The 25045-nt window shown below is 55.6% G+C and carries 15 protein-coding genes; 12 read left to right on the forward strand and 3 right to left on the reverse strand.

Annotated elements, in window-relative coordinates:
* Window positions 1-15: 15 nt before the first annotated feature.
* On the reverse strand, window positions 16-1164 hold the full coding sequence (locus J4D97_RS14020) for a hypothetical protein (protein ID WP_243900312.1): 1149 nt from the start codon (window positions 1162-1164) through the stop codon (window positions 16-18).
* 182 nt (window positions 1165-1346) lie between these two features.
* Here J4D97_RS14020 and J4D97_RS14025 point away from each other — a divergent pair, with 182 nt between their 5' ends.
* Window positions 1347-2696 (forward strand): hypothetical protein, encoded by a 1350-nt coding sequence (locus tag J4D97_RS14025; protein ID WP_208308089.1) that lies wholly within the window; start codon window positions 1347-1349, stop codon window positions 2694-2696.
* A gap of 72 nt (window positions 2697-2768) precedes the next feature.
* Here the strand turns inward: J4D97_RS14025 and J4D97_RS14030 are convergent, their stop codons facing one another.
* Window positions 2769-4670, reverse strand: a complete 1902-nt coding sequence (locus J4D97_RS14030) for a DUF294 nucleotidyltransferase-like domain-containing protein (RefSeq protein WP_243900313.1) — start codon at window positions 4668-4670, stop codon at window positions 2769-2771.
* Window positions 4663-5361, reverse strand: coding sequence for a 3'-5' exonuclease (locus tag J4D97_RS14035; RefSeq protein ID WP_208308090.1), 699 nt, complete (start codon window positions 5359-5361; stop codon window positions 4663-4665). Before J4D97_RS14035 ends, J4D97_RS14030 begins: the two co-directional genes overlap by 8 nt.
* 418 nt (window positions 5362-5779) lie before the next feature.
* Here J4D97_RS14035 and J4D97_RS14040 point away from each other — a divergent pair, with 418 nt between their 5' ends.
* The 11 genes from J4D97_RS14040 (at window position 5780) to J4D97_RS14090 (ending at window position 25033) form a co-directional block, all read left to right on the forward strand.
* A complete protein-coding gene (locus J4D97_RS14040; protein WP_208308091.1) occupies window positions 5780-8935 on the forward strand; it encodes a SusC/RagA family TonB-linked outer membrane protein in 3156 nt (1051 codons plus the stop codon).
* A gap of 68 nt (window positions 8936-9003) precedes the next feature.
* The gene (locus J4D97_RS14045) at window positions 9004-10518 is read left to right on the forward strand and encodes a RagB/SusD family nutrient uptake outer membrane protein (RefSeq protein WP_208308092.1); all 1515 of its coding nucleotides are present in this window, start codon (window positions 9004-9006) and stop codon (window positions 10516-10518) included.
* 108 nt (window positions 10519-10626) lie between these two features.
* A complete protein-coding gene (locus J4D97_RS14050; protein ID WP_208308093.1) occupies window positions 10627-12114 on the forward strand; it encodes an arabinan endo-1,5-alpha-L-arabinosidase in 1488 nt (495 codons plus the stop codon).
* Between the two features lie 483 nt (window positions 12115-12597).
* On the forward strand, window positions 12598-13797 hold the full coding sequence (locus J4D97_RS14055) for an aldose epimerase family protein (protein WP_243900314.1): 1200 nt from the start codon (window positions 12598-12600) through the stop codon (window positions 13795-13797).
* Window positions 13798-13989: 192 nt separating this feature from the next.
* Window positions 13990-15696 (forward strand): ribulokinase, encoded by a 1707-nt coding sequence (locus J4D97_RS14060; protein ID WP_208308094.1) that lies wholly within the window; start codon window positions 13990-13992, stop codon window positions 15694-15696.
* The gene (locus tag J4D97_RS14065) at window positions 15693-16394 is read left to right on the forward strand and encodes an L-ribulose-5-phosphate 4-epimerase (RefSeq protein ID WP_185282942.1); all 702 of its coding nucleotides are present in this window, start codon (window positions 15693-15695) and stop codon (window positions 16392-16394) included. Before J4D97_RS14060 ends, J4D97_RS14065 begins: the two co-directional genes overlap by 4 nt.
* Before the next feature lie 124 nt (window positions 16395-16518).
* Window positions 16519-18009, forward strand: a complete 1491-nt coding sequence (gene araA / locus J4D97_RS14070; protein ID WP_208308095.1) for an L-arabinose isomerase — start codon at window positions 16519-16521, stop codon at window positions 18007-18009.
* A 45-nt stretch (window positions 18010-18054) separates the two neighbouring features.
* Window positions 18055-19758: a sodium:solute symporter family transporter gene (locus J4D97_RS14075; protein ID WP_208308096.1), complete on the forward strand. Its 1704-nt coding sequence runs from the start codon at window positions 18055-18057 to the stop codon at window positions 19756-19758.
* 141 nt (window positions 19759-19899) lie between these two features.
* Window positions 19900-21981, forward strand: coding sequence for an alpha-L-arabinofuranosidase C-terminal domain-containing protein (locus tag J4D97_RS14080; RefSeq protein ID WP_208308097.1), 2082 nt, complete (start codon window positions 19900-19902; stop codon window positions 21979-21981).
* An 84-nt stretch (window positions 21982-22065) separates the two neighbouring features.
* Window positions 22066-23901, forward strand: a complete 1836-nt coding sequence (locus J4D97_RS14085; RefSeq protein ID WP_208308098.1) for an NPCBM/NEW2 domain-containing protein — start codon at window positions 22066-22068, stop codon at window positions 23899-23901.
* Between the two features lie 238 nt (window positions 23902-24139).
* Complete coding sequence (locus J4D97_RS14090) at window positions 24140-25033, forward strand: carbohydrate kinase family protein (RefSeq protein WP_208308099.1); 894 nt, start codon at window positions 24140-24142, stop codon at window positions 25031-25033.
* Window positions 25034-25045 lie beyond the last annotated feature (12 nt).

Raw genomic sequence — 25045 nt, forward strand, 5'->3', positions numbered from 1 at the left:
CAGTGCTGTTGATTTCTAGAAGTAGTAGCCCATGTTGATGTTGAATCGCATGTGCCAGCGGGTGTTGCCGGAAGTGCCACTGGTAAAGGCATTTTCCCACTCAGGTCCCAACCAGGGGTGGTTGTAGCCAAAGGCGGCGTCGGTGTAGATGGCCATGGGCCCGGCGGCAAACAAGGCCCCCAGCACGTTCATGTGCGAGTTCTCAAAGCCACGGACGTCTTTCGAATAGTAGCCGTAGTTGTCGTAAAACGTGATGCTTTGCAGCAAGCGGGTCTCGATGGGGAGACGGTAGGCGACGTTGGCCGTGTACAGGTTGCCCCTGGTGGCTACCCGATAGTTGGCGCCGTACGCACCCATCTGAACGAAATTTAAGGCCGCACCGTTGGCATATTTTGGCTGAAAGCGGTAGCGCATGGCCTGTAGCTTGATAGTCCAGGGGCTGTGGGCAGGCTTAAATTCATAGTGCACCGCCCCGGCATAGCGGGTGCCGTTGCGCCTGGTATCCAGGTTGTAGAGGAGGCCGCCCTGTAGGGAAACGCCCAACTCGTGGGCCAGGCTGTCGTCGAGGCGCCGGACCAGTTTAAAATTTAGCTGGTTGTTCTCCTTGTTGCGTCCGGTTACGTCGTAGGAGTAGCGGTTGGGGCTGGCTTCGGCCGAGCTGAACACAAAATCCTCCGCGCTTTTGTAGTAGGCTGCCTGCCACTGCCAGCGGCCTTTGTCGTGGATGTACTTCACGCCCATGTCGTGGTCATCCTCAAACCCCAGGTAGTAGGTCATGTTGAAAAACCAGTTGTTGGAGTTGTACTGCTGAATGCCGAAGGGCACTTGATTCAGCCCTACCTGTAGTTGGGCGGCATCCGAGAAATCGTACTGAAACCAGCCCTGCTTCAGAAAGCTCCCCCCAAATGCCTGCGAGTAGTGCCGGAACTCGGCGTTCAGCTTGATGCCTTTATAGGCGGCCTCCGCATTGATGCGAAACATATCAAAGCCAAAATCACCGCCTCGTTCCACTTGGTCCTGTTTCCAGGTAGAGAGGTTGTAGTTGAGGCGCAGCGCACCGCCCAGCTTCAGGGCAGGCTTTTCATTGTCTTTGTCCTCTAGGTCTTGTGCGTGGCACAGCGTGCCGAATAAGCAGAGAAATAAAAGTAAAACTGTTTTATGCATAGAGGGGCGTTAGGTGAACTCCTGGCTAGGTTGGACGAAGTCAAGCGAAAAACGTTTCGCAAAAAGTGTATTTGCTTTACCGCGGCGCTAAGCTTCCAGAGGCTCTTTCGCAAATCCCTTTTGGAAATTCGGAATGTGGATTCTGCGTATAGCAGCGTTATTCCACTTCACCATCCTTCTTCGTGATGCTACTCTGCTTCCGTTGGCTTTTCCTGTTTTTCTGCTTCCTCAATAGTTACAGCTACGCCCAAACCTACCGCTTTCAGGGTACGATGAGCCAGAACGTGCTCAACAACTACCTCGACCGCGCCATTACCATGCAGGGGCAGTCAGAAATAGAGGGTGTCAACAAATTGAGCGAAGCCGAACGCCGGCGCAACATAGCCATGCTGCACAACGTGGGCGCCAAGTTTGTGAGCCGCATTGGGGGCTGGTGGGAAAATGCCTACGACCAAGCCGCACATGATGCTCTATTTGCACAGGTCCGCTGGAATGTACGCCGCATCCAGGCCCACGACCAGGAAGTGATTTGCCAAGCGGCGGTATTCGAGTATGTATCAGAGAGTGTGAACAACATAGCCGTGCCAGCGCGAGTATTCCGGGCGTTTGGGCTGCCTGTGGTGCGCCGCAATTTTCGTTGTCAGGAGATGCTGTACCCGGCACCCGCCGCGCAGTACCGCGTCTACGATGGTCCGATGGCTGAAAGTATGCGTCGGTTCACGCCCGATGTCACCACTCAGGAAGCCCAATTGTGGTTTTACTACATGGCCACGCGTTACCTCGCGGCGGGTTGCGAGGCCATTCATTTCGGACAAGTAGAAGTAATGAACCGTCGCGACGTGGGCAACGCGCAGTGGTGGGCGCTGCTCCAGAAAATCAGGACCTATGCGGCTACCCGGAACCGCGGCGTGGTGCTCTGCGACGGCCACGTGCCTTCTGGTGGCATATACTACGAGCCGCAGTTGGTGCAAACTATGCCGTTGGCCGAGTGGCAGTCGTATCGCCCTACCTCCGATAGCACAAAGCAACTGGTACTCGATTTTCACTCCATTTGGGTGAACTACCAGGAGGCGCCAGGCTGCACGCCCGAGCGGCAGCCAATTACAATACAGGTTGATCCGAACGTAGGATTGCACCAGCGCAGCCTAGGGGGCCTCAGTCCGCTGGGCTGGACGTCCGTGCGCAATCCCTACCTGGTAGAGCTGGACAATAGTGGGCCGAGCGCCGAAGCCGCCGTAGGGTGCAACTACGACCGAAACCGCGACTGGTTTCTGTGGGGCTGGGACGAAATCAGCTGGTTTGCGCAGCAGCCCCCCGCCTACCGCGACTCCGTGCTGGTATATTCCTACTACCGCATAAAACAGCTGGACCCCAGTGGCCACCTGGCCATGCCCGGTATGCGGGGCGTAGAGCCGGGAATGGGCCGGCCTAGCTACCTATACCGTTGTAATACGGGCCTGGGCAATCAGCAAGCCACCATTCGTAGTATCTGGCGCGGGAGGTATGCCGATTCGGTGCTGCAATTGGAGTAAGCTGTGTTATAGAACAAAGTAGAGACGGAAGGATGCGTCTCTATTTTGTTCTTGACCTGCGTAGGGCGATACTTAAAACGACTTCGTGAAGCCTACCTTGATCTTGAGCTGAAAGTCCTGAATCACCTTGAAAATCTCTTTCAGCGTGACTTGTTCCACCTGCGTAAGGGTGGTCGGGTCGACGTAATTGGTGGGAGAGGTGCGGTCTTTCAGGAGCTGGGTGGCCTGCTTGTGCAGGCGCATGCCCATCAGGTAGTAGTACGCCTGTAGCAGCTCCTGGTACTCTTTTTCGCGGAAGACTCCACGCTCGCGCAACAGGGCCAGCCGCTCGCCGGTGTTGGTCCGGAAAATCTGGTGTTGCAGCGCGTATACCCGTACTAGGTCCACAATGGGGGTCATGGTGCGCTTGAGGTCGAACACCTTTTGGGTGCCCTGCACAAACGTGCGGATGTTGCGCAGGAAGGTAAGCGGCGGCTCGTATTGCAGGGCATTCTGAGCCATAAACCGGAAAAAGCGCTCCGAGGGCTTTTGGAGCTCCTGATGCAGAAAGGCTTGCAATTCGTCCATAATGGACTCGTCGCCGTAGAGGTAGCGGCAGTCGAAAAAGGTAGCGAAGCGCATCACGTTTTCGGGGTTCGACTCGCGCAGCCACTCCTGGTAATTGCGTTTCCAGTGCGAGAGCGAGTGCGTCCACTTCGGGTTTTTGGCCATGAAGCCGCCCGTACAGTAATGCAGCCCAATGTGGTTGAGCTGGTCGGACACGGCCTCCGCGAAGCGCAGGAAATACGCCCGCACCAATTCGCGCTGCTCATTGGCTTTGTCTTCGTAGATGATGGCGTTGTCTTGGTCCGTGACGAGGGTTTGCTCCTGCCTACCCTCGCTGCCCAGTACCATAAACACGAAGCGCGCCGGGGCCGGGCCGTGCTCGGCCAGCACATTGTCAATCACCTTGAGGGCAATGGCATCGGCCACGGCCGTAATCACCTGGTTCACGATTTCCGACTTCACGCCCCTACCTAGCAGCTGCTGCACAATCTCGGGTACCTGGTCCCAGCGGCGCTTCAGCTCGTGGGTGCTCTGGGCCAGCTTCACAGCCTGAATGAACATAAACGGCGACTGGGCCAAGTCGCTGAGCAGTTTGTTGCGGCTCAGGAAGCCCAGAAACTCGCCCTCGCGCTCTACCAGCAGGTAGCGCGTTTTGGTCTGAAACATCTTCAGAATAGCCTCATACACAAAAGCTCCGCTGTTGACTGTGACCAACGGCGTTGCCAGCACGTCTGCCACGGGGCGGTTGGCGTCGAGGCGCTGCGCAATCACGGAGTCGCGTAGGGTGATGTCGGTGCAGTAGCCCACAATGGTACCCTCGGCATCGGTCACAAACAGGCAGCTCACCTTAGCAGCGGCCATGCGTTGTGCCGCTTCAAAGATGGGCGTATCCAGCGTGCAGGCCGTGATGGGGCGCATTTCCAGCGTTTCCACCCGGCGCGAAAACAGCTGGTCGGCCACCAGGAAATTCTGCTCAGGCGTGTCGCGGGGCTTCACGAAGTGGGCAAACTCCTCGTTCAGCATCTGCTCGCCGTAGCGCGCCGTGAAAAAGTGGAAGAAGGCAGGGTAGGACACGCACAGCGCCCGGAAGTCGCGGCGGGGGAGGGTGAGCACCCGCGTACGGGCGCGCACTAGCACCGTCCGGATAGAACGTTTTTTGTGCAGCAGGATGGAAATGCCTCCGTAGCAGGTGCCAGCGGGGTAGGTGAGGGGTAGGCGCTTGTGCTGCTCACTATCGTAGAAAAAGGTATCGTAGGCGCCTTCCACGATAATGTCCAGCGCCTTTAGCTTGCTGGTGCCCTGCTGGTAGAGCAGCGTTTCGCGGGGGTAGTGGACTTCCTCTACCAAATCGGCCACACCCGCTAGTACGTCGTCGGGCAGGAGCTGGAAGGGTTCCACGGTGCGCAAAAAAGCCAAGACGTTATCCATAGATCAACCAATAGAGAAGGAGAAAAAACAGCGCTACGCCCAAGGTAATCGGTAGTTGGTGTTGTGCCCAGAAGGAGCGGGGCGCCGGGGGCACCAGCCGCGGTAGGGTAGGGGCGGTGGCAGCAAACAGCCTCCGGCGGCGCATTTCAAAAAAGCAGCGAGCCGTAGCAGCGGCGTCGCCCACGGCATCGTGTAGGCGGGGCGGCGGTTCCTGGAAAAGATATTCGTGCAGGTCGGCTAGCTTCAGGTAATGTCCGCGCAGGCTTAGCGGCCGACTGCTGAACATGGTGCAGAACTGCGGCAAGGCCGGCAGCGGATTCGACAAGCCTACCCGCTGAAATGCTGCGCCCAGCACGTGAAAATCGAGTTGCAAAAAATGCCCAATTACCTGCGGACGGTAGTGGAGTAGGTCGTGGTGCAAGCGCTCCAGTACGGGGCGCGGCGCGGCACCGTGGGTGTGCAAAAAGTCTTCAGTAAGGCCGTGAATGGCAACAGCTTCGGCGGGCATGGTACCGGCGGGTACGCGCAGATACGCTTCATCGGCGCGCACCAGCTCGCCGGCCGCTGTGTATACCTGCCAAGCCAGTTGCGCAATGTGGGGCCAGTGGCCTTCCTCTGCGTATGGCTGGTCCCAGCGAGTGGGCAAGCCTGTGGTTTCCGTATCAACAAACAAGAAAAAATCGGCAGCCACAGAGCGGTAGTATTAGGCGCAACGAGGGCACCACAGAAGAAAATAGCAGGTAGGGCACGCCGCCTCAGCCTGCTGCTGGCAAAGCATAACTATTTCTGACAGCCAAAGTACTGCTTTGGTGTAACAGTAGGTTGAGGTGAGGGCGCAGAGTGCAAACGTTGTAATACTGCTGATTACTTGAAAGAGAAAAATTTGTTTATGCTATTACACAAACGATAAAGTTTAGATAACATTCTTATATTTCGGAACAAGTGCAATAAGAAAGGCCAAATTATGCGATTCAGGCCACTTCAAAGCAACTGCCCCCATTTTTAGAAGGCCTTGGCCTGTTTTTTTACCCTGCCTACACAAACGATTGCGATATTTTTTTACACAATCGTTTGTGAGTATTGAAATTTCAATTCCCATTTTCTTCTTTATGAGAAAGACAATACCCAAACTACGCCGGCTGGCTATTCCGGCGCTATTGTGTGGTTTGCCCTTGCTACCCTTGGCAGCGCAGGCAGCTACCTCCGCAACAGGCTTTCTAACGGGTACTCTGCTGCCTGTTGCCGATGCGCCCGTAACAGGGCGTGTAGTAGATGAGAAAGGAACCGGCCTACCCGGCGTAAACGTAGTAGTGAAAGGCACCACTAACGGCACCCAAACCGATGCCGACGGTCGCTACACCCTAACCGTACCCGATGGCGCTACCCTGGTGTTTTCGTTTGTGGGGTATACAGCGAAAGAGGTAGCCGTAAGTGGTCAGACAACTATCAATACCGCGTTGGCGCCAGACAACCAGGCTCTGTCGGAAGTAGTGGTAGTGGGCTACGTGACGCAGGACCGCCAGAATATAACCAGTGCAGTAAGCAGCCTTGACGTAAGAGAAGCAAATAAGGTACCTGTACCTACCCTGGCCCAGAGTATTCAGGGACGTGTAGCGGGTGTGCAAGTAGAAAGTGCGGGTAATCCTGGTGCAGTACCCAACATTCTCATTCGCGGTGTTGGCACGGTAGGCTCAGGTAGTAATCCGCTCTACGTGATTGACGGATTATGGACGGATAACATCCGCGACTTGAATCCGAATGACGTTGAGTCGACGACGGTGCTGAAGGATGCGTCCTCTACGGCAGTATATGGTTCGCGTGGGGCCAACGGGGTAATTCTTATTACTACCAAGCGGGGACAAAGCGGCGAGCCAAAAATCAGCTTTAACGGCTATGCTGGGGTGGAAAGCATCTACCGTAAGTATGATCTAACCAATCACAGCCAGTGGGCCGATTGGGCCAATCAGGCAGCTATCAACGCTGGTATTCCCTCCCCTTCGCCCGGTGCCGTGAAAGGTACTCCGGCCTATTCCGATGCCGTTGATACTGATTGGCAGAAAGAGTTCTTCCGCACAGGCAAAATACAAGACTATAACGTCTCTTTTTCGGGAGGTAGCAATTCTGGTAAGAACGCCACCAACTTCCTCATTTCAGGCGGTTACTTCAACCAAGATGGGATTGTGAAAGGGCCCAAATTTGAGCGCTACAGTGTGCGCCTGAATTCTGGTTTAACCCGCGGCAGACTGAAATTAGGGCAGAGCGCTCTGCTAACGCACATCAATACTACCCTGCTCAATGAAGTACCCTTCGTTGACGTACTGACTGAACTGCCTGGTATTCCGGTATACAACCCCGCCAACTTTGGCGGATATGGCTACGGTAGTGCCAACCTGTTTAACTACTCGGTGAACCCAATTGGTGCGCAGCAAATCCTAAACCGCACGCAAAAAAACAACCGTCTTCAGGGAAGCGCCAATGCAGACTTCGCTATCTTCGATTTCCTGTCGTATCGTCTGAATCTAGGCTTGGAAATACACGATTACAACGACCGGAATGCCCGCAAAGAAGGCTATATCCGGTTGGGTGAATCCAACCCGAATACAACCTACCTGTTCGAAAATCGTGGTACGCAACGATTTACCCTAGTTGAAAATACTCTGAATTTCAACAAGCGCTTTGGTGACCACAACGTGACTGCGCTGTTGGGCTACTCCGAGCAGACGTATCATGCGGATAACGCAACTGCGAATGCAACGGGTTTCCCATCGGCTCCCCAATACTTTTTCGTACTAGGTGCAGGCACCAACACAGCCACTGCGCCTATTGTAGGCGGCGGAATTGATGAGTATGCAAAACGCTCTTACTTCAGCCAACTCAATTATGATTACAAGGGTCGCTACTTGCTAACCGGTAGCTTCCGCCGCGATGGCTCATCACGCTTTGACCCTGATCGGCGGTATGCCAATTTCGGGGCTGGCTCGCTAGGCTGGCGCATCAGCGAGGAGGAGTTCTTCAAAACGGCTCTACCCGTAGTGAACAATTTGAAACTACGGGCCAGCTACGGAGTGAATGGCAATGACCAGTTAGGCAATGCCGGCAACTACGCTTACCAAGCAGTAGTAAATCAGACTATATACTACCCCTTAGGCACAGGCCAAACGCTGATTAACGGCGCTATTCAGCCTGCACTGGAAAGCCGTGGTATTCGTTGGGAGTCACGCTATACTACCGACTTCGGCTTGGATATGGCGCTGCTGGATAACCGGTTGACCCTATCAACCGACTATTATATCTCAACTACCAAAAACGCGCTGGTAAATCCACCGTTGCCAGGCTACCTGGGAGTAGCGGGTGCTGGTGCCTACCCATTTGCTAACCTTGGTGAGATTGAGAACCGTGGTTTCGAATTTGCATTAGGCTACCACGAAAACCGTAAGGCTTTTACGTATGGGGCTGATCTTACGCTGACTACCATCAAAAATGAAGTATTAGCTCTATCTGATTTACAGCCGAACGTTCCTGGCTTTATCGGTACTACCCCCATCACGCGTACTTCAGTAGGCCAACCCATTAGTCGGCTGTATTTGCTGAAGATGATAGGTGTCTTCCAAAGCGAGGAAGAAATTTTGAACTATCGGAGTGCTAACGGTACGGTTATTCAACCACTGGCCAAGCCCGGCGATGTGAAGTTTGAGGATACAAACGGCGACGGTTCTATCAATTTCGATACAGACCGGCAGTTCGTGGGTAATCCCTTCCCTAAACTGCAATACGGCTTGAACCTGACAGCTGCTTACAAAGGCTTTGACTTGAGCGTTTTCTTCCAGGGTGTAACCGGAAACGATGTCTTCAACTCCACGCGCGCTTCGCTGGATATCCTGGATGGAGCAGGCAACTTTCGCAGCGACATACAGCCCTGGACCCCAGAAAATGGTTCTAACACTACTCCACGCTTAGTATATGGCGGTGGTGCCGGTAACGTGAAAAACTACGAGCGGGCAAGCACCCGCTGGGTGGAAGATGGCAGCTATCTGCGCCTGAAAAACGTGCAGCTGGGTTACACCCTACCCCAATCGGTAAATAGCTTGATACCTGGTTTGGGAAGCGTGCGTGTGTATGTGACGGGTCGCAACATCGTCACCTTCACTAAATACACTGGCTTTGACCCCGAGACGCCGGGCCTTGGCATCTTTGGCCGTGGTCTTGACGATGGCACCTACCCGAACGTACGGACGTTTACGGGCGGTTTGCAAGTGAATTTCTAATGCGATAAGCGATTCAAGCTAAGCTGATTCCATCCTTCGCATTCCCTACCCTCTCGATTTCAGTTTCCATGAAAATACATAAAATTACTACGCTGGCATTGCTGGGCACACTGCTGGTTAACTCTGGGTGCGATAAGGATTTGCTCGAGAAAGTAAATCCTAACACGCCAAGCACTGAGCAGTTTTGGCAAACCCAAGATGATGCGTTACGGGCAATGGTGGCTGCCTACTCTCGTCAGCAAATCTTTTCTAACTATAGCCTGTACTGGCATTTTGCCACGACTGGCCGCTCCGATGAGTCGTTTACAAACACCCCGGATACTGGGCTGAATCAATACCTGGTGTTCCGGCAAGTGAATACTTCAGATCAACGGTCGCAGTTCATGTGGAACGACATGTACAGCATCATTTTCCGCTGTAACCAAGTGCTGGCAAATGTGCCGAACATTCAGATGGATGCGGACCTGAAGAAGCGCACACTAGCCGAAGCTCTATATCTGCGGTCCATGGTGTATTACGACATGGGCTTGCTGTTCGGCAATATTCCGTTGGTGCTCACAGTCGCGGATGCTAACACGCGTGTGCCTCAAGTAACGCAGGAAGAAGTGTATGCGCAGATTATCAAAGACCTGACAGCTGCCAAGGCAGACTTGCCTTTGACTTATGATGCGGCCAACAAAGGTCGGGCTACCCGAGGGGCGGCCACGGCTCTCATGGGCAAGGTATATATGCAAATGAAGCAACCCCAATGGGCATTGGCTTCGGAGCAATTTGCGGAGGTAATCAATTCAAATCAGTATTCGTTGGTAGCCAATTATGCTGATAACTTCACTGAAGCAAACGAGAATAATTCCGAATCTATCTACGAGGTGCAGTTTTCGGGAGTGAATCAAAACTTTGATCAGGACCGACCAGGTGGAACAGAAGGCAATGAACGGGCGCAATTCTTTGGCCCTCCCGGTGTTGGTTTCACAGACGTTGAGGTGCGGCCTTGGTTGTTCAACGAGTTTTCTGACAAAACCACAACTGGTGGAGTAGATCCACGCCGCGACGCAACCATGTTTAGTGCGGTAGGCACTCCGACACTGTATGGTAGGCCTTTCGGTGCCGGAGGACTTGACATCAACCCTAACCGCATCTTGTGGCGCAAGTATCAAAACGACCGCACCCGAAACTTCGAAAATTTCTTTTCGGGTATCAATATCCGGTTGATTCGGTATGCAGATGTACTACTAATGCAAGCCGAAGCATTGAATGAGCAAAATAAAGTGGCGGATGCTGTTGCCCTTATCAACCAGGTGCGAAGCCGGGTTAACTTAGTGCCGCTGGTAGCAGGTGGTTTCAATCAAACGACTCTGCGTGCACAACTTCGCCATGAGCGTATAACAGAGCTAGCCGGGGAAGGCATGCGGTGGGGTGACCTAATACGCTATAAGCTATTTGAAACACCAGCAGGATTGAATGAATTGAAAGCCCGCGATGCGGATTTCAATAACTTCATTTATCCTAGAAACACGTTGTTGCCGATTCCACAAACTGATATTGATGTGGACCGCACACTCCAACAGAATCCTGGTTTTTAAGATAATTTAAGTAGTGAAGGAGCAGTTGTATGAAGCGATAAGGCTTTGTGCAACTGCTCCTTCTGCACTACTAAATACTCCGCGACTAGTCAACGTATTGCTTGAGCCATGAAGAATAAAAAAGCTTATTTGGGTAGCCTGCTGCTGTTACTATTAAGTGTAAGCGCATGCCAGAAGGACGAAGCGGACCCAGTGGCCCCTACGCCTACCCCTGCGCCGCCCACAGTGCCTGCGTTTGATATCAACTCTATTACGGATACTTATGCAGGAGTAGCGCCGCTGACTAGTGCCCCCTTCTGGGGACCTTACAACGTGCACGACCCCGCTATTATCAAAGCAGATGATTATTACTACTGTTACAGTACCGACGTAGGCTACGGCATTTCTGACGCTGCACTGATACCTGGTATTCAGGTGCGTCGTTCTAAAGACCTTATCAAGTGGGAGTTCGTAGGATGGGCTTTCAAGGAAGCGCCAGCCATGGGCACTACCTTTATCCGGCAGAATGGTGGTACGCCCAACCGCTTGCTATGGGCACCCTACGTGCTGAAGGTGAATAATGAGTATCGCCTCTACTACTCGCTGGCTTCTAATGTGTTCAAGCTGAGCGTGATTGGCTTGGCTACGTCCACTTCACCACAAGGTCCTTGGACAGAGAAGGGAATAGTTGTAAGCTCCAGCAATACGACTACTCCTATGACGAATGCCATTGACCCAACAGTCTTGGTAGACCAGCAGGGGCAGCACCGCATGTACTATGGCTCGGCATTTGACGGTATTCACATGCTCAAGCTAGATGCAACGACTGGCCTGGCACAGACTGCCAACGACAAAGGCGTGCGCGTGGCTGAGCGCGGGTATACCGGTGGTCAAATCAACGGCAACATTGAGGCGCCGGAAATCATCTATAATAAGGAGCAGAAGAAATACTACCTCTTCATCTCCTACGATTGGCTGCTGACAAAATACAACGTGCGCGTGGGTAGGGCCGACTCGCCCGATGGCCCGTTCCTGGATTTCAATGGGCAAGACATCAATCTGGCGCAGGACAATGGGCCTATGATTCTGGCTCCCTACCAGTTTTCTGGTCATGGCGGCTGGCAGGGCACTGCACACTGTGGTGTATTTGAAGACAATGGGCAGTACTACATGGCGCATCAAGGCCGGCCCGGAGTAGACCCTTACTTTATGGATCTGCATGTGCGCAAAATATTCTGGACACCGTCGGGTTGGCCGGTGGTGTCGCCTGAGCGCTATGCCGGTGAGGACAACAGCACTGTAGCGCAAGCCGACATACTGGGAGAGTGGGAGCAGATTACGCTCAACTACCGGGTAGTACCGGGGTATGAGCGGGAGCAGACCTCTCCTGATTTTCAGACGTCCGTACCGTTGCAGTTAGCTGCTGATGGCTCGTTCAACGGCGCAGCCGCCAACACCTGGACGTATTCTGCCCCTTGGCTGGATTTGAAATGGAGTAATGGAAACACTGCTAAAGTATATGTGCAAAAGGGTAGAGATTGGGAAAATAAGAAAGCAACGATAGTCTTCTCAGGGCTAACCACTACTGGCGTAGCTGTTTGGGGGAAAAAGAAATAGTGAGAAGGCTGGATTCTCTAGCAATAGTTCGTGCGCTTATCACCTACACTGAATCAAGGCTACTGGCAACACAGGTTATAGGATAGCCTTGATTCAGTGTAGGATTAAGACAATTTTCTGTTACAGTTATAGCTGTTACAGTTATAGCATGATGTGCTATTATGGCGTGGAGTAGCCCTGTTCGCACACTTATTAGACTCTATATCATCCTTGTTTCGGATATTCAGAAACACAAACGATTGTGTGGATGCATAATAATTTCTACTTTACACCCGAAAACAGCCCTTAGAATTTAATACTGGTTTGTAATCCAAGCATTACGTGATTATTGCCTTCATACAGAGCATAGCAGGATGGTTAATAAAATAGGGTGAGCTACTTTGCGAAAAGTAAACAGTGTATTTCGCCTGTTCGCTTGGTTTTCTCTGTGCAAACGTTTTCATTCATCTCTGTCCGTTCACCTTATCACACCGTTTCCAACTAATGATACACCCTTGCCGTGCTGGCTACCTCGCCAGCGGCCTGTTCGCAACTTTGCTGCTGGCTGCCTGTAATCAAAACCCTACTACCACCGAAACCGGCGCCACCACGGCTGCCGCTGCCGACTCCACCCAAACCGCTGCCACTGCCATGCCCGCCTCCACTTCCTTCGGCAAAACCACCGAGGGCACCGAAGCCCAGCTCTACACCCTCACCAACGCCCACGGCCTGAAGGTAGACATCAGCAACTACGGTGGTACCATCACCAGCCTGATGGTACCCGACAAAGACGGCAAGATGGGCGACATTGTGCTGGGTTTCGACAACGTGAGCGGGTACCAGAGCCCAGAGTTTTTGAAATCGGGGCCCTACTTTGGAGCGCTGATAGGACGCTACGGCAACCGCATTAAAGGCGGCAAGTTCACGCTGGACGGCCAGACGTATTCCCTACCCCAGAACAATGGGCAGAACACGCTGCATGGCGGCAAGAAAGGGTTTGATAAGGTGCTATGGGAAGCTAAGCCGGGCTCCTCGGCCGATGGCCAGACGCTCACGCTGACGTACCTAAGCAAGGACGGTGAAGAAGGTTTCCCCGGCAACTTGCAGGTCACGGTAGTGTACACGCTCACCGACAACGACGAGCTGAAAATTGACTATTCTGCTACCACCGACAAGGCTACCCCTGTGAACCTCACCAACCACAGCTACTTCAACCTGGCGCTGGGGCAGAGCAAGGACGTACTGGCTCACCAGGTAATGATTCCGGCCGACCGCTACACCGTAGTGAACGACCAGTTGATTCCCACGGGCGAGCTGCGCCCGGTGAAGGGTACGCCCTTCGACTTTACTACCCCTCACGCCATTGGGGAGCGTATTGCGCAGGTGCCCGGCGGCTACGACCACAACTGGGCGTTGAACAACCCCAGTGGCATGCACCAGGCCGCCTCAGTATACGAGCCCACCACAGGCCGCACGCTGGAAGTAACCACCACCGAGCCGGGTGTGCAATTCTACACCGGCAACTTCCTCGACGGCACCCTTACCGGCAAAAGCAACACGGTGTACGGCAAAAATGCTGGTTTCTGCCTCGAAACTCAGCACTTCCCCGATTCGCCTAACCAGTCGGCTTTCCCCAGCACCACGCTGAAGCCCGGCGACACACTACAATCAACTACCATCTTCAAGTTCGGGGTGCGCAAGTAGACGCCAGTAGGGTCGGCTTGCCGCCGCCCGCCAGAACGTCGCATCCAGCACGTCATTTCGACCGACGGGAGAAATCTCGCGTGCAGCGCTAATTATACGTCAGGAAATTACCGGGAGCACGCGAGATTTCTCCTGCTGGTCGAAATGACGTGCTGGTTTTCTCTAGTCTAGTACGCAATCAACAATTACCTCATGACTGACCATCCTGCCTACGTCATCGGTCTTGACTATGGCACCGACTCGGTTCGCGCCCTCCTCGTGAATGCCCATACCGGCGACGAGGTAGCTCAGGCCGTGCATTACTATCCCCGCTGGAAGCAGGGTGCCTACTGCAACCCCCAGAAAAACCAGTTCCGCCAGCATCCCCTCGATTATATTGAGGGCTTGGAAGCCACCGTGCGCCAGGTAGCCCAGCAGGTGCCGGCCGAGCAAATCAAAGGCATTGCCATTGATACCACCGGCTCTACCCCTGGTGCCGTGAATGAGCAGGGGGTAGCGCTGGCCCTCACGCCCGGCTTCGAGGAGAACCCCAACGCCATGTTTGTGCTCTGGAAAGACCACACGGCCCTGGCCGAAGCCGCCGAAGTCAACGAGAAAGCCCGCACCTGGGGTGGCCCCGACTACACGCAGTTTGAGGGTGGCATCTATTCCTCGGAATGGTTTTGGGCCAAGATTGCCCACGTAGTGCGCGAAGACGAAGCCGTGGCCCAGGCCGCCTACTCCTGGATGGAGCATTGCGACTGGATGACATTGCTACTCACCGGACAGGACCTAGCCACGTTCAAGCGCAGCCGCTGCGCCGCCGGCCATAAGGCCATGTGGCACGAGAGCTGGGGCGGCCTACCTTCCGAGGAGTTTCTAACGCTACTGGAACCTAAGTTGGCTGGTTTACGCAACCGATTGTTTGAGGAAACCTATACCGCCGACCAGGTAGCCGGCAACCTTTCCGCCGAATGGGCCGAGCGTCTGGGCCTCACCACCGACACCGTAGTAGCCGTGGGCTCGTTTGATGCCCATGCGGGCGCCGTGGCCGGCGAGATTGAAGCCTACTCTATGGTGAAGGTGATGGGCACCAGCACCTGCGACATTGTGGTAGCGCCCACCGCCGAGGTAGGCGACAAGCTAGTGCAGGGCATTTGCGGCCAGGTAGATGGCTCCGTAATCCCCGGCATGCTGGGCCTGGAGGCTGGCCAATCGGCCTTTGGCGACCTGCTGGCATGGTTCACGCAGATCATCGACTGGCCCCTACGTACCATGCTGCCCAAATCCACGGTGATTTCATCGGAACAGATGGAGGCGCTGCGGGAGGAGATGCGCGGCAACCTGATTGTGGAGCTCACCGCAGCCGCTGAAAAAATTGACCCCGAAGAGTCGGCCGTATTGGCGCTGGACTGGGTGAACGGCCGCCGCACGCCCGACGCCAACCAAGCGCTGAAAGGTGCCATCATGGGTCTGACCATGGGCTCGGGGGCGCCGCAGGTGTTCCGGGCGTTGGTAGAAGCCATTTGCTACGGCTCCAAACAAATTGTGGAGCGCTTCGAGAGCGAAGGGATTCCGATTAAGCAGGTGATTGGCATTGGCGGCGTGGCCAAGAAGTCGCGCTTTGCCATGCAGACGCTGGCTGACGTGCTTGATCGCCCCATTAAGATTGCTACCTCTGAGCAGGCCCCGGCTCTAGGCGCAGCCATGTACGCCGCCGTAGCGGCTGGCGTCCACCCCGATGTGCTCACAGCACAGCGCGCAATGGGTAGCGGCTTTGCCGAAACCTACACGCCCCAGCCCGACCGCGTGGCCGACTACGCCACTCGTTACAAGAAATACCAGGCCTTTGGGCAGTTCGTAGAAACGGCTACCCTGGGCGACAAACAGGCCGCAGAAACGGCCACTGCTACCGCATGAGTCAGTACCAAGACCTAAAGCAAGCCTGCTACGATGCCAACATGCAGCTCCCCAAGCTGGGGTTGGTGCTCTTCACCTTTGGCAACGCCAGCGTAGTCGACCGCGAAAACCGGGTGTTTGCCATCAAGCCCAGTGGCGTGCCCTACGACACGCTCCGGCCCGAGGACATCGTGATTGTTGACTTCGCCAATAAGATTGTGGAAGGGGAGAAGCGGCCGTCGTCGGACACCAAGACCCACGCTGTGCTCTACAGCCACTGGGAGCAAATTGGTGGCATTGTGCACACGCACTCCACCTATGCCACGGCCTGGGCCCAGGCTCAGCTGGATATTCCGGTGCTAGGCACCACCCACGCCGACCACCTCACCGCCGACGTGCCCTGCGCTCCACCCATGGAAGATGCCATGATTGCCGGTGACTATGAGCACCAAACGGGCTGGCAGATCATCAACGAATTTCAACGGCGTGGTCTGACGCCTACGGAGGTAGAAATGGTGCTGCTTAGCAACCACGCGCCCTTCACGTGGGGCAAAACCGTGGAAAAAGCCGTGTACAATAGCGCTGTGCTGGAAGAAGTGGCCCGCATGGCCTACCTCAGCAGCACCCTCCGCCCCGACGTGCCCCGCCTGAAAGACTCTCTCATCAAAAAGCACTATGAGCGCAAGCACGGTGCAAACTCCTACTACGGACAGAGCTAAAAATGGAGCTGTTAGCTATTGGCTGTTGGCTGATAGCTTTTCGCCCGTTTTTGCCCATTCTATTACGTCGCTTTCAACCTTTAAAAGCTATCAGCCAACAGCTAATAGCTAACAGCTAAAAACAATGCTTGACCTCAAACAATACGAAGCCTGGTTCATCACCGGCACCCAGCACCTCTACGGCCCCGAAACGCTAGAGCAGGTGGCCGCGCACTCCCAGCAAATTGCCGCTGAGCTGGATACCAAGCTGCCCATCAAAATCGTCTTCAAACCTATTCTGAAGACGCCAGAGGAAATTTACCAGCTCATCCAGGAAGCCAACGTAGCCGAAAACTGCGTGGGCCTGATTGCCTGGATGCATACGTTCTCGCCGGCCAAAATGTGGATCAACGGCTTGAAAATTCTGAAGAAGCCACTGGCCCACCTGCATACCCAGTTCAACCGCGACATTCCGTGGGGTGAGATTGACATGGACTTCATGAACACCAACCAGTCGGCGCACGGCGACCGGGAGTTTGGGTTCATCACGGCCCGCATGGGTGTGAAGCGCAAGGTGATTGTGGGACACTGGGAAGCCGAGGAAACGCAGCGCCAACTGAGCGTGTGGAGCCGTGTGGCCTGCGCCTGGGCCGACTGGCAGGGCGGCGCGTTCGTGCGCTTCGGCGACAACATGCGCTACGTAGCCGTAACCGAAGGCGACAAGGTAGAAGCCGAAATCAAGTTTGGCTACTCCGTGAACACCTACGGCATCGGCGACTTGGTAGCGGTAGTAAATGCCGTGACCGACGCCCAGATTGACGAGCTGCTGGCTACCTACGAGCGCGAATACGAGCTGGCTGATACGCTAAAAGAAGGCGGCAGCCAGCGCGAGAGCCTGCGCGAAGCGGCTAAGATTGAGGCCGGAATGCGCCAGTTCTTGCAGGATAAGAAGGCGAAAGGCTTCACCGATACTTTCGAGGACCTCCACGGCATGGCCCAATTGCCCGGCATTGCTACCCAGCGCCTAATGGCCGAGGGCTACGGCTTCGGCGGCGAGGGCGACTGGAAGACTTCGGCCCTGGTGCGCGCCATGAAAGTGATGGGCGCCGGCCTACCCGGCGGCAACTCCTTTATGGAAGATTACACCTACCACTTCGCACCCGGCAACAACCAGGTGCTGGGCTCGCACATGCTCGAAATCTGCCCTACCATTGCGGAGGGTAAGGTGCGCGCCGAGATTCATCCGCTAGGCATTGGCGGCAAAGCCGACCCCGTGCGCCTGGTATTCAACTGCCCCGCCGGCGAAGGCCTGAACGCGACCATCGTGGATATGGGCAACCGCTTCCGCATGATTGTAAACGAAGTAGAAGCCGTAGCGCCCGAGCACGAACTGCCCAACCTGCCCGTAGCCCGCGTGCTCTGGAAAGTGAAGCCGGATATGGCTACTGGCGTAGCTGCCTGGATTCTGGCTGGTGGTGCTCACCACACGGGTTTCAGCCAAAACCTGACGGTAGAGTACTTGGAAGATTTTGCGGAAATGGCTGGCATTGAGTTTCTCGTAATCGATGCCGATACAAAATTGCGCAATTTCAAGAATGAATTACGCTATAATGAAGTAGCTTTCGGGGGGCGTTAGGCCCCTCGGCTATTCACTCACTTTCCTACCCGTTTTTAAATCCGCATGCAGAACACCTTTAACACGTTAGATTTATCCATCTTTCTGCTCTACATAGTGGGCATTGCGGCCTATGGCTTCTATGTCTACAAGAGCAAGCAGAAAGCTCAGATGACCACTCAGGACTACTTCCTAGCGGAGGGTTCGCTCACGTGGTGGGCTATCGGGGCGTCGATGATTGCCTCCAACATTTCGGCAGAGCAATTTATTGGTATGTCGGGCAACGGGTTCCAGGTAGGGGTGGCCGTGGCAGCGTACGAGTGGTTGGCGGCTATTACGCTGATTGTGGTAGCCGTATTCTTCATGCCGATTTACCTCAAGCAGAAGATTTACACCATGCCGCAGTTTCTGGAGCAGCGCTACAACGCTACTCTGAGCCTGATTATGAGTATCTTCTGGCTGTTCTTGTACGTGCTGGTCAACCTCACATCCATTCTCTACCTCGGGGCGCTGGCCATCAGCAACTTGGTAGGCGGTGGCGAAAGCTTCCACCTGATTATGGTAGCCCTAGCCGTGTTTGCGGTAATCATCACCCTTGGCGGCATGAAGGTGGTAGGCTATACCGACGTAATCCAGGTGGCCGTGCTCATTGTTGGTGGTCTGGCTACTACCTACTTGGCCCTCACGCTGGTAAGCGAGCGGTTTGGGCTGGGCCACGATGCCGTTGCTGGTTTCAACGCCATGATGAGCGATGCTGGTGACCACTTCCACTTGATGTTTGACAAGCCCACGGCCGACACGCCGCAGGTGGAGATCAACAAGTACCTGATGCTGCCGGGTATTGCCATGTACGCTGCTGGTCAGTGGATTGTGAACCTGAACTACTGGGGTTGCAACCAGTACATCACGCAACGCGCCCTGGGTGCCGATCTGAAAACGGCGCGTACCGGTATCCTGTTTGCCGGTATGCTGAAGCTGTTGATGCCCGTGATTGTGATGCTGCCCGGCATTGCCGCTTACGTGCTGCACAAAAACGGCGGTCTGCAAGGTGAAATGGCTCCCGGTGGCAACTTCAACGCCGATAACGCCTACTCAGCCATCCTGACTTTCCTACCCAACGGCCTGAAGGGCTTGTCGTTGGCGGCCCTCACGGCTGCCATTGTGGCCTCGCTGGCTGGTAAGGCCAACTCCATTTCTACTATCTTCACGCTCGACATCTACAAGCGCTACCTAAAGCCCGAAGCCGACGAGAAGCAACTGGTATGGATTGGTCGCCTGACGGTGATGGCGGCTACCGTGATGGCTATCGGCCTCACTTGGAAGGACTTGCTGGGTATTGGTGGTGAAGGCGGCTTCACCTACATTCAGAAGTACACAGGCTTTATCTCGCCCGGTATTGTGGCTGTGTTTGTACTGGGGATGTTCTGGAAGCGCACCACCGCCCAGGCTGCTATTGCCGGGATGTTGGCGGGCTTTGTCCTGTCGGTATTCTTCAACAACTACGCCGTATCCGTATTCGGCCCCGAAACCATTCTGTATTCAGCCTTCCCCAATGGGCATGGCAGCTACGAAATTCCCTTCCTGATTTGCATGGGCCTCTCGTTTGCCTTCACGGCTGCTCTGATGATTGGGATGAGCCTGCTCGGTCCAGTTATTAATCCGAAAGCTTTGCACCTGGATCGGAGCCTGTTCCGGGTAAGCCCCAGCATCATGACGCTGATTGTCATTACCTTGCTGATGATTACGGCGTTGTACGTCAAGTTTTGGTAAACTCCGCCTAGCTGTATAAAGCCCCGGCGAAACGACATTTCTCTTTATAGAATGTCGCATTGCCGGGGCTTTTGTATCTAAAAAAGTTGTAATATCGCTTTCAAGGAAACTAAAGCTTCTGCTTAACCCTTACTCACACCTATGACTGCTACTCCCACTCACTCTTTTTCTCGCCTCGCGAAAGCAGCCCTATTCGGCGGGCTTTTTTTTGTTGGCGCCACACAATCGATTGCGCAAGCACCGACTACGATTACGGTGCAGGTCAATAAGCCGGTAGCACCAGTGCCGAAGAATATGTTCGGCCTGTTCTTCGAGGACATCAACTTTGCGGCCGACGGCGGCTTGTACCCGGAGCTGGTGAAGAATAAATCCTTCGAAACCGACGACAAACTCATTGGCTGGAAGGCCATCAAAGGCGGCTCGGCCCTCACCGAGTATATCGTGCTTAGCGAGCAGCCCATCAGCAAATCGAACACGCATTATCTGCGCCTGACCGCTCGCACCAATAGCCCCGATGCCGGCCTCACCAACGAGGGCTTCCGGGGCATGGGCGTGAAGCAGGGCGAAGACTACAACTTCTCGGTGTATGCGCGGCGCGGCCCCGGCAGCATCAGCGGCTTGACCGTGACGCTGGAAGATGAGAAAGGACAGGCCCTGGCTCAAACCAAGGTAGGCGGCCTCACAAACGAGTGGAAGCAGTATACCGGCGTGTTGCGCCCCAGTGCCACCAGCGGCAAAGCGCACCTGAAAATCACCGTGGAAGGTGCCGGCACCGCTGATCTGGACGTGGTATCGGTGTTTCCGAAAGATACTTGGATGAAGCGCCCCAACGGCTTGCGCACCGACTTGGTGCAGCTGCTGAAGGACATGAAGCCTGGCTTCCTGCGCTTTCCCGGCGGTTGCATCGTGGAGGGCCGCACGCTGGCCCAGCGCTACCAGTGGAAGGAAACTATCGGCGACGTGAACTCCCGCGCTTCGCTGATTAACCGCTGGAACACCGAATTTACGCACCGCTATACACCCGACTACTACCAGTCCTTTGGGCTAGGCTTCTTCGAGTATTTTCAGCTGGCCGAAGACCTGGGTGCCGAGCCCCTACCCATCCTGAATATCGGAATGGCCTGCCAGTTCAACTCTGCCGAGCAGGCGCCCCTGAGCGCCACGACGCCCGGCGGCCCAAGTGCTGTAGTAACTGGCGCCGAAGCCCACAACCACGCCGACGACATCGACCTGGATACCTTTATTCAGGATGCGCTGGACTTGGTGGAATTTGCCAATGGCCCCGTGACGAGCCCCTGGGGGGCCAAGCGCGCCGCCATGGGCCACCCAGCGCCCTTCAACCTGAAAATGATTGGCGCTGGTAACGAGCAGTGGGGCCCGCAATACATTGAGCGCTACAAGCCATTCGTAAAAGCACTGAAAGCGAAGTATCCAAACATTCAGCTGGTAGCCAGCTCTGGCCCCGATCCGGGAGACGAGCGATTCAAATTCGCTACCGCACAGTTTCGGGAGCTGAAGGCCGACCTGATTGACGAGCACTACTACGCTAAGCCGGAGTGGTTCCGCCAAAATGTGGGCCGCTACGACAACTACCCTCGCACAGGTCCCAAGATCTTCGCTGGTGAGTATGCCGCGCAAAGTGTAGCCATTGCCAGCCCCGAAAACAAGAATACCTGGGATTGCGCCATTTCTGAGGCTGCATTTATGACGGGCCTGGAGCGTAACGGCGAGGTAGTGGAAATGGCGTCCTACGCGCCGCTGTTTGCCCACGTAGACGCGTGGCAGTGGACGCCCGACATGATTTGGTTCGATAACCTGAACTCTTATGGCACGCCCAGCTACTACGTGCAGAAGCTATTTAGCCTCAACAAAGGCACCACTATTCTGCCTGTGCAGCTGCCCGGCAACGCCAAAAACGGCCAAGACAACCTGTTCGTGAGTGCCGTGACTGACGACCCGGCTGGCGACGTGGTAGTAAAGCTCATCAACTACTCCACCACCGCCCGCCCCGTGACCCTGAACCTGGCCGGAGCCAAGAAGGTAGGGAAAACCGGCAAGGCTATCGTAATGGCTAGCAACGATTTGCAGATGCAAAACAGTCTGAAAGAGCCCATGAAGCTGGCTCCTAAAGAGGAAACCTTCCGGGTAAGCTCGGGTAGCGCAGTAAGCTACACGCTGGCGCCCAACTCCTTCACGGTGTTGCGCATCCCTGGCAAAAAGTAAAGAGGGTAGGGGCCAGCATCTTATGCTGGCCCCTTCTTTTTTCCTCGCAGTATATCTGTTACTTTCCGCAATCCACCAGCCCTAGTGATTCATTCCACCAAACGTATCCTAACTGCTTTGCTGTTGACTGGCAGCACTGCGACTTTCGCTCAGAAAACAGCGCCTACTTCCGACTTCCATCAGTGGGCGCCTACCCCACCCATGGGCTGGAACAGCTGGGACTGCTACGGCCCTACCGTGACCGAAGCCGAGGTGAAGGCCAACGCCGATTACATGGCCCAACATCTGAAAAGCAGCGGCTGGGAGTATGTGGTAGTGGACATTCGTTGGTACGTGAGCAACGACAAAGCCCACGGCTACAACGAGAAAGACCCCGATTTCAACATTGACGAGTACGGGCGGTTTGTGCCGGCCGTCAACCGGTTTCCATCGGCGGCGGGCGGCAAAGGCTTCAAGCCGCTGGGCGATTATCTGCACGCCAAGGGACTGAAATTTGGCATTCACATCATGCGGGGCGTGCCGGTAGTGGCTGTGCAGCGCCGCCTACCCATTCTAGGGAGCAAGGCCACCGCGGCTGATATTTACGCCAAGGAAGGGCAAGCCGCGTGGCTGCACGATATGTACACGGTGGTGGCGGGCCGGGCCGGTGCGCAGGAGTATTACGATTCCCTATTTAAGCTCTATGCCAGCTGGGGGCTGGATTTTGTGAAGGTAGACGACCTCTCGGAGCCCTACCACGCACCGGAAATAGAGATGATCCGGCGGGCTATTGACAAGTCGGGTAGGAAGATCGTGCTGAGCATGTCGCCGGGCGAAACACCCGTTGCCAACGCCAAGCACGCTCAGCAGCATGCCAATATGTGGCGTACCGTGGGCGACTTCTGGGACAGCTGGGAGCAGCTGAAAGAGCATTTTGACGTGTGTAACCGCTGGAATCCTTACCGCCAGCCTGGTGCCTGGCCCGATGCCGATATGCTGCCGATGGGCCGCCTGGGCATTAGGGCCGAGCGCGGCGACGACCGCATGACGCGCTTCACCCGCGACGAGCAGTATACGCTGATGACGCTGTGGAGCATCTTCCGCTCTCCACTGATGTTTGGCGGCGACCTGCCCAGCAACGACCCGTTTACGCTGTCGTTGCTGACCAACAAGGAGGTATTGAATGTGCTGAACACCAGCACCAACAACCGCCAGCTATTCCGCCGCAACGACCTAGTGGCCTGGACCGCCGACGACCCGAAAACCGGCGCGAAGTACCTGGCCGTTTTCAACGCCCAGGACCAAGACTTGCTGCCAGCCAGTGCTGCCGCGTGGAACAGCGGCACCATCAGTCGTCAGACGCCCGGCCAGAGCAAAGCGCTGGATGTGGACCTGAAAGGTGCCCGCACGCTCTACCTCAACGTGCGCGATGGTGGCGACGGCAGCGCCTGGGACCACGCCAACTGGCTGGCGCCTACCCTCACTGGCAATGGCAAAACGCTGGACCTCAATGCCGTGCCGTGGAAAACGGCATCGGCAGGTTGGGGCAAAACCACCGTCAATAAAAGTGTGTCGGGTGGAGAATTGGGGGTAGGAGGGAAGACCTACGCGCGCGGTATTGGCACGCACGCCAACTCCATTATCGAATACGAAGTGCCGGCCGGCATGACGCGCCTGACGGGTAGCGTGGGACTGGATCAGGCCGGTGCCATGCAGAACACGGGCGGCACCATGCAGTTCCTGATCTTCACCCAAAGCCCCTACCAGCCCGCCCCCGCCGACTCGGCACAGGTGCGGGTGTCGTTGCGCGAATTGGGCCTCACAGGCACCTGCACGGTGCGCGACTTGTGGTCGGGGCAGGAACTGGTACCGGCGACGGGCGAGTTTGCGCCGTACGTGCGGCGGCACGGTGCCAAGTTGTATCGAATCGAAAAGAAATAACCCAAACATCGACCTGTCTATAAGGTAGAACGCCCGGCCGACTTGGCCGGGCGTTTTTGGTGCTAGGAGGGCGTTGTGATGCGTAATGTGAGTGCTTGTTGTTTTGCCGGGTGTATTCTCTTTACATTAACAACAAAACGGTAGCGGCTTGGGCAGATATAGTGAAACGTTTCAACACAATGATAACTACCCGGCTGGCTTCTTTTCGCATCAATTTCTAACTCTCTATAGCACAACCATGCGCACTGTTATCTGCTTCGGCGAAGTTCTCTGGGATATTCTGCCTACCGGTCAGCAGCCGGGTGGGGCGCCCTTCAACGTGGCCGTGCACCTGCACCAGCTGGGGCAACCCGTGCAGCTCATCAGCCGCGTGGGCGACGACGAACTGGGCCGGGAACTGCTGGCATTTATCAAATCGAAAGGCCTGAGTACGGCCCATGTGCAGCAAAGCCACACGCACCTGACGGGGGTAGTGAAAGCCAACGTAGACGACGCCCACGAGGTGGTTTACAAGATTGTGCAGCCCGTGGCCTGGGACTATATTCAATACGAGACGGAGCTGGCCGACCTGGTAGCCGGGGCCGATATGCTGGTGTACGGCAGCCTGGCCGCCCGCCAGGAGGATAGCCGCGAGACGCTGTACCGCCTGCTCGAAAAAGCCCGCTTCCGTGTGTTCGATGTGAACCTGCGCCCCCCGCACTATACTCCGGAAACCACGCTGCATCTGCTCAGCAAAGCCAACTTAGTAAAGCTGAACCACCACGAACTGGCCGAAGTGATGCAGTGGCTGGGCCAGGAAACCCGGCAGGACCGCGCCGACGCCATGCAGTGGCTGGCCATGCACTACCAGTTGCAGGCGGTGTGCGTGACCTGCGGCGCCGAAGGAGCGTTGCTCTACACCGGCGGCCAGCTTTACCGTGCTCCCGGCCTACCCATCACAGTGCGCGACACCATCGGGAGCGGCGATGCCTTTCTGGCTGCCCTGCTGAAAGGCTGGCTGGCCGGCGACGAGCCGGCTACTATGCTGCGCTTTGCCTGCGCCGCCGGGGCGCTGGTGGCTACCTTCCAGGGTGCTACTCCCGCCATTGGGGAGGCCGATGTAGCGGCGCTGCTGAAAACCCGCACGGAGTAGCTTGCTCGTTCC

It is taken from the genome of Hymenobacter defluvii (assembly GCF_017589435.1).
GTDB classification, from domain to species: domain Bacteria; phylum Bacteroidota; class Bacteroidia; order Cytophagales; family Hymenobacteraceae; genus Hymenobacter; species Hymenobacter profundi.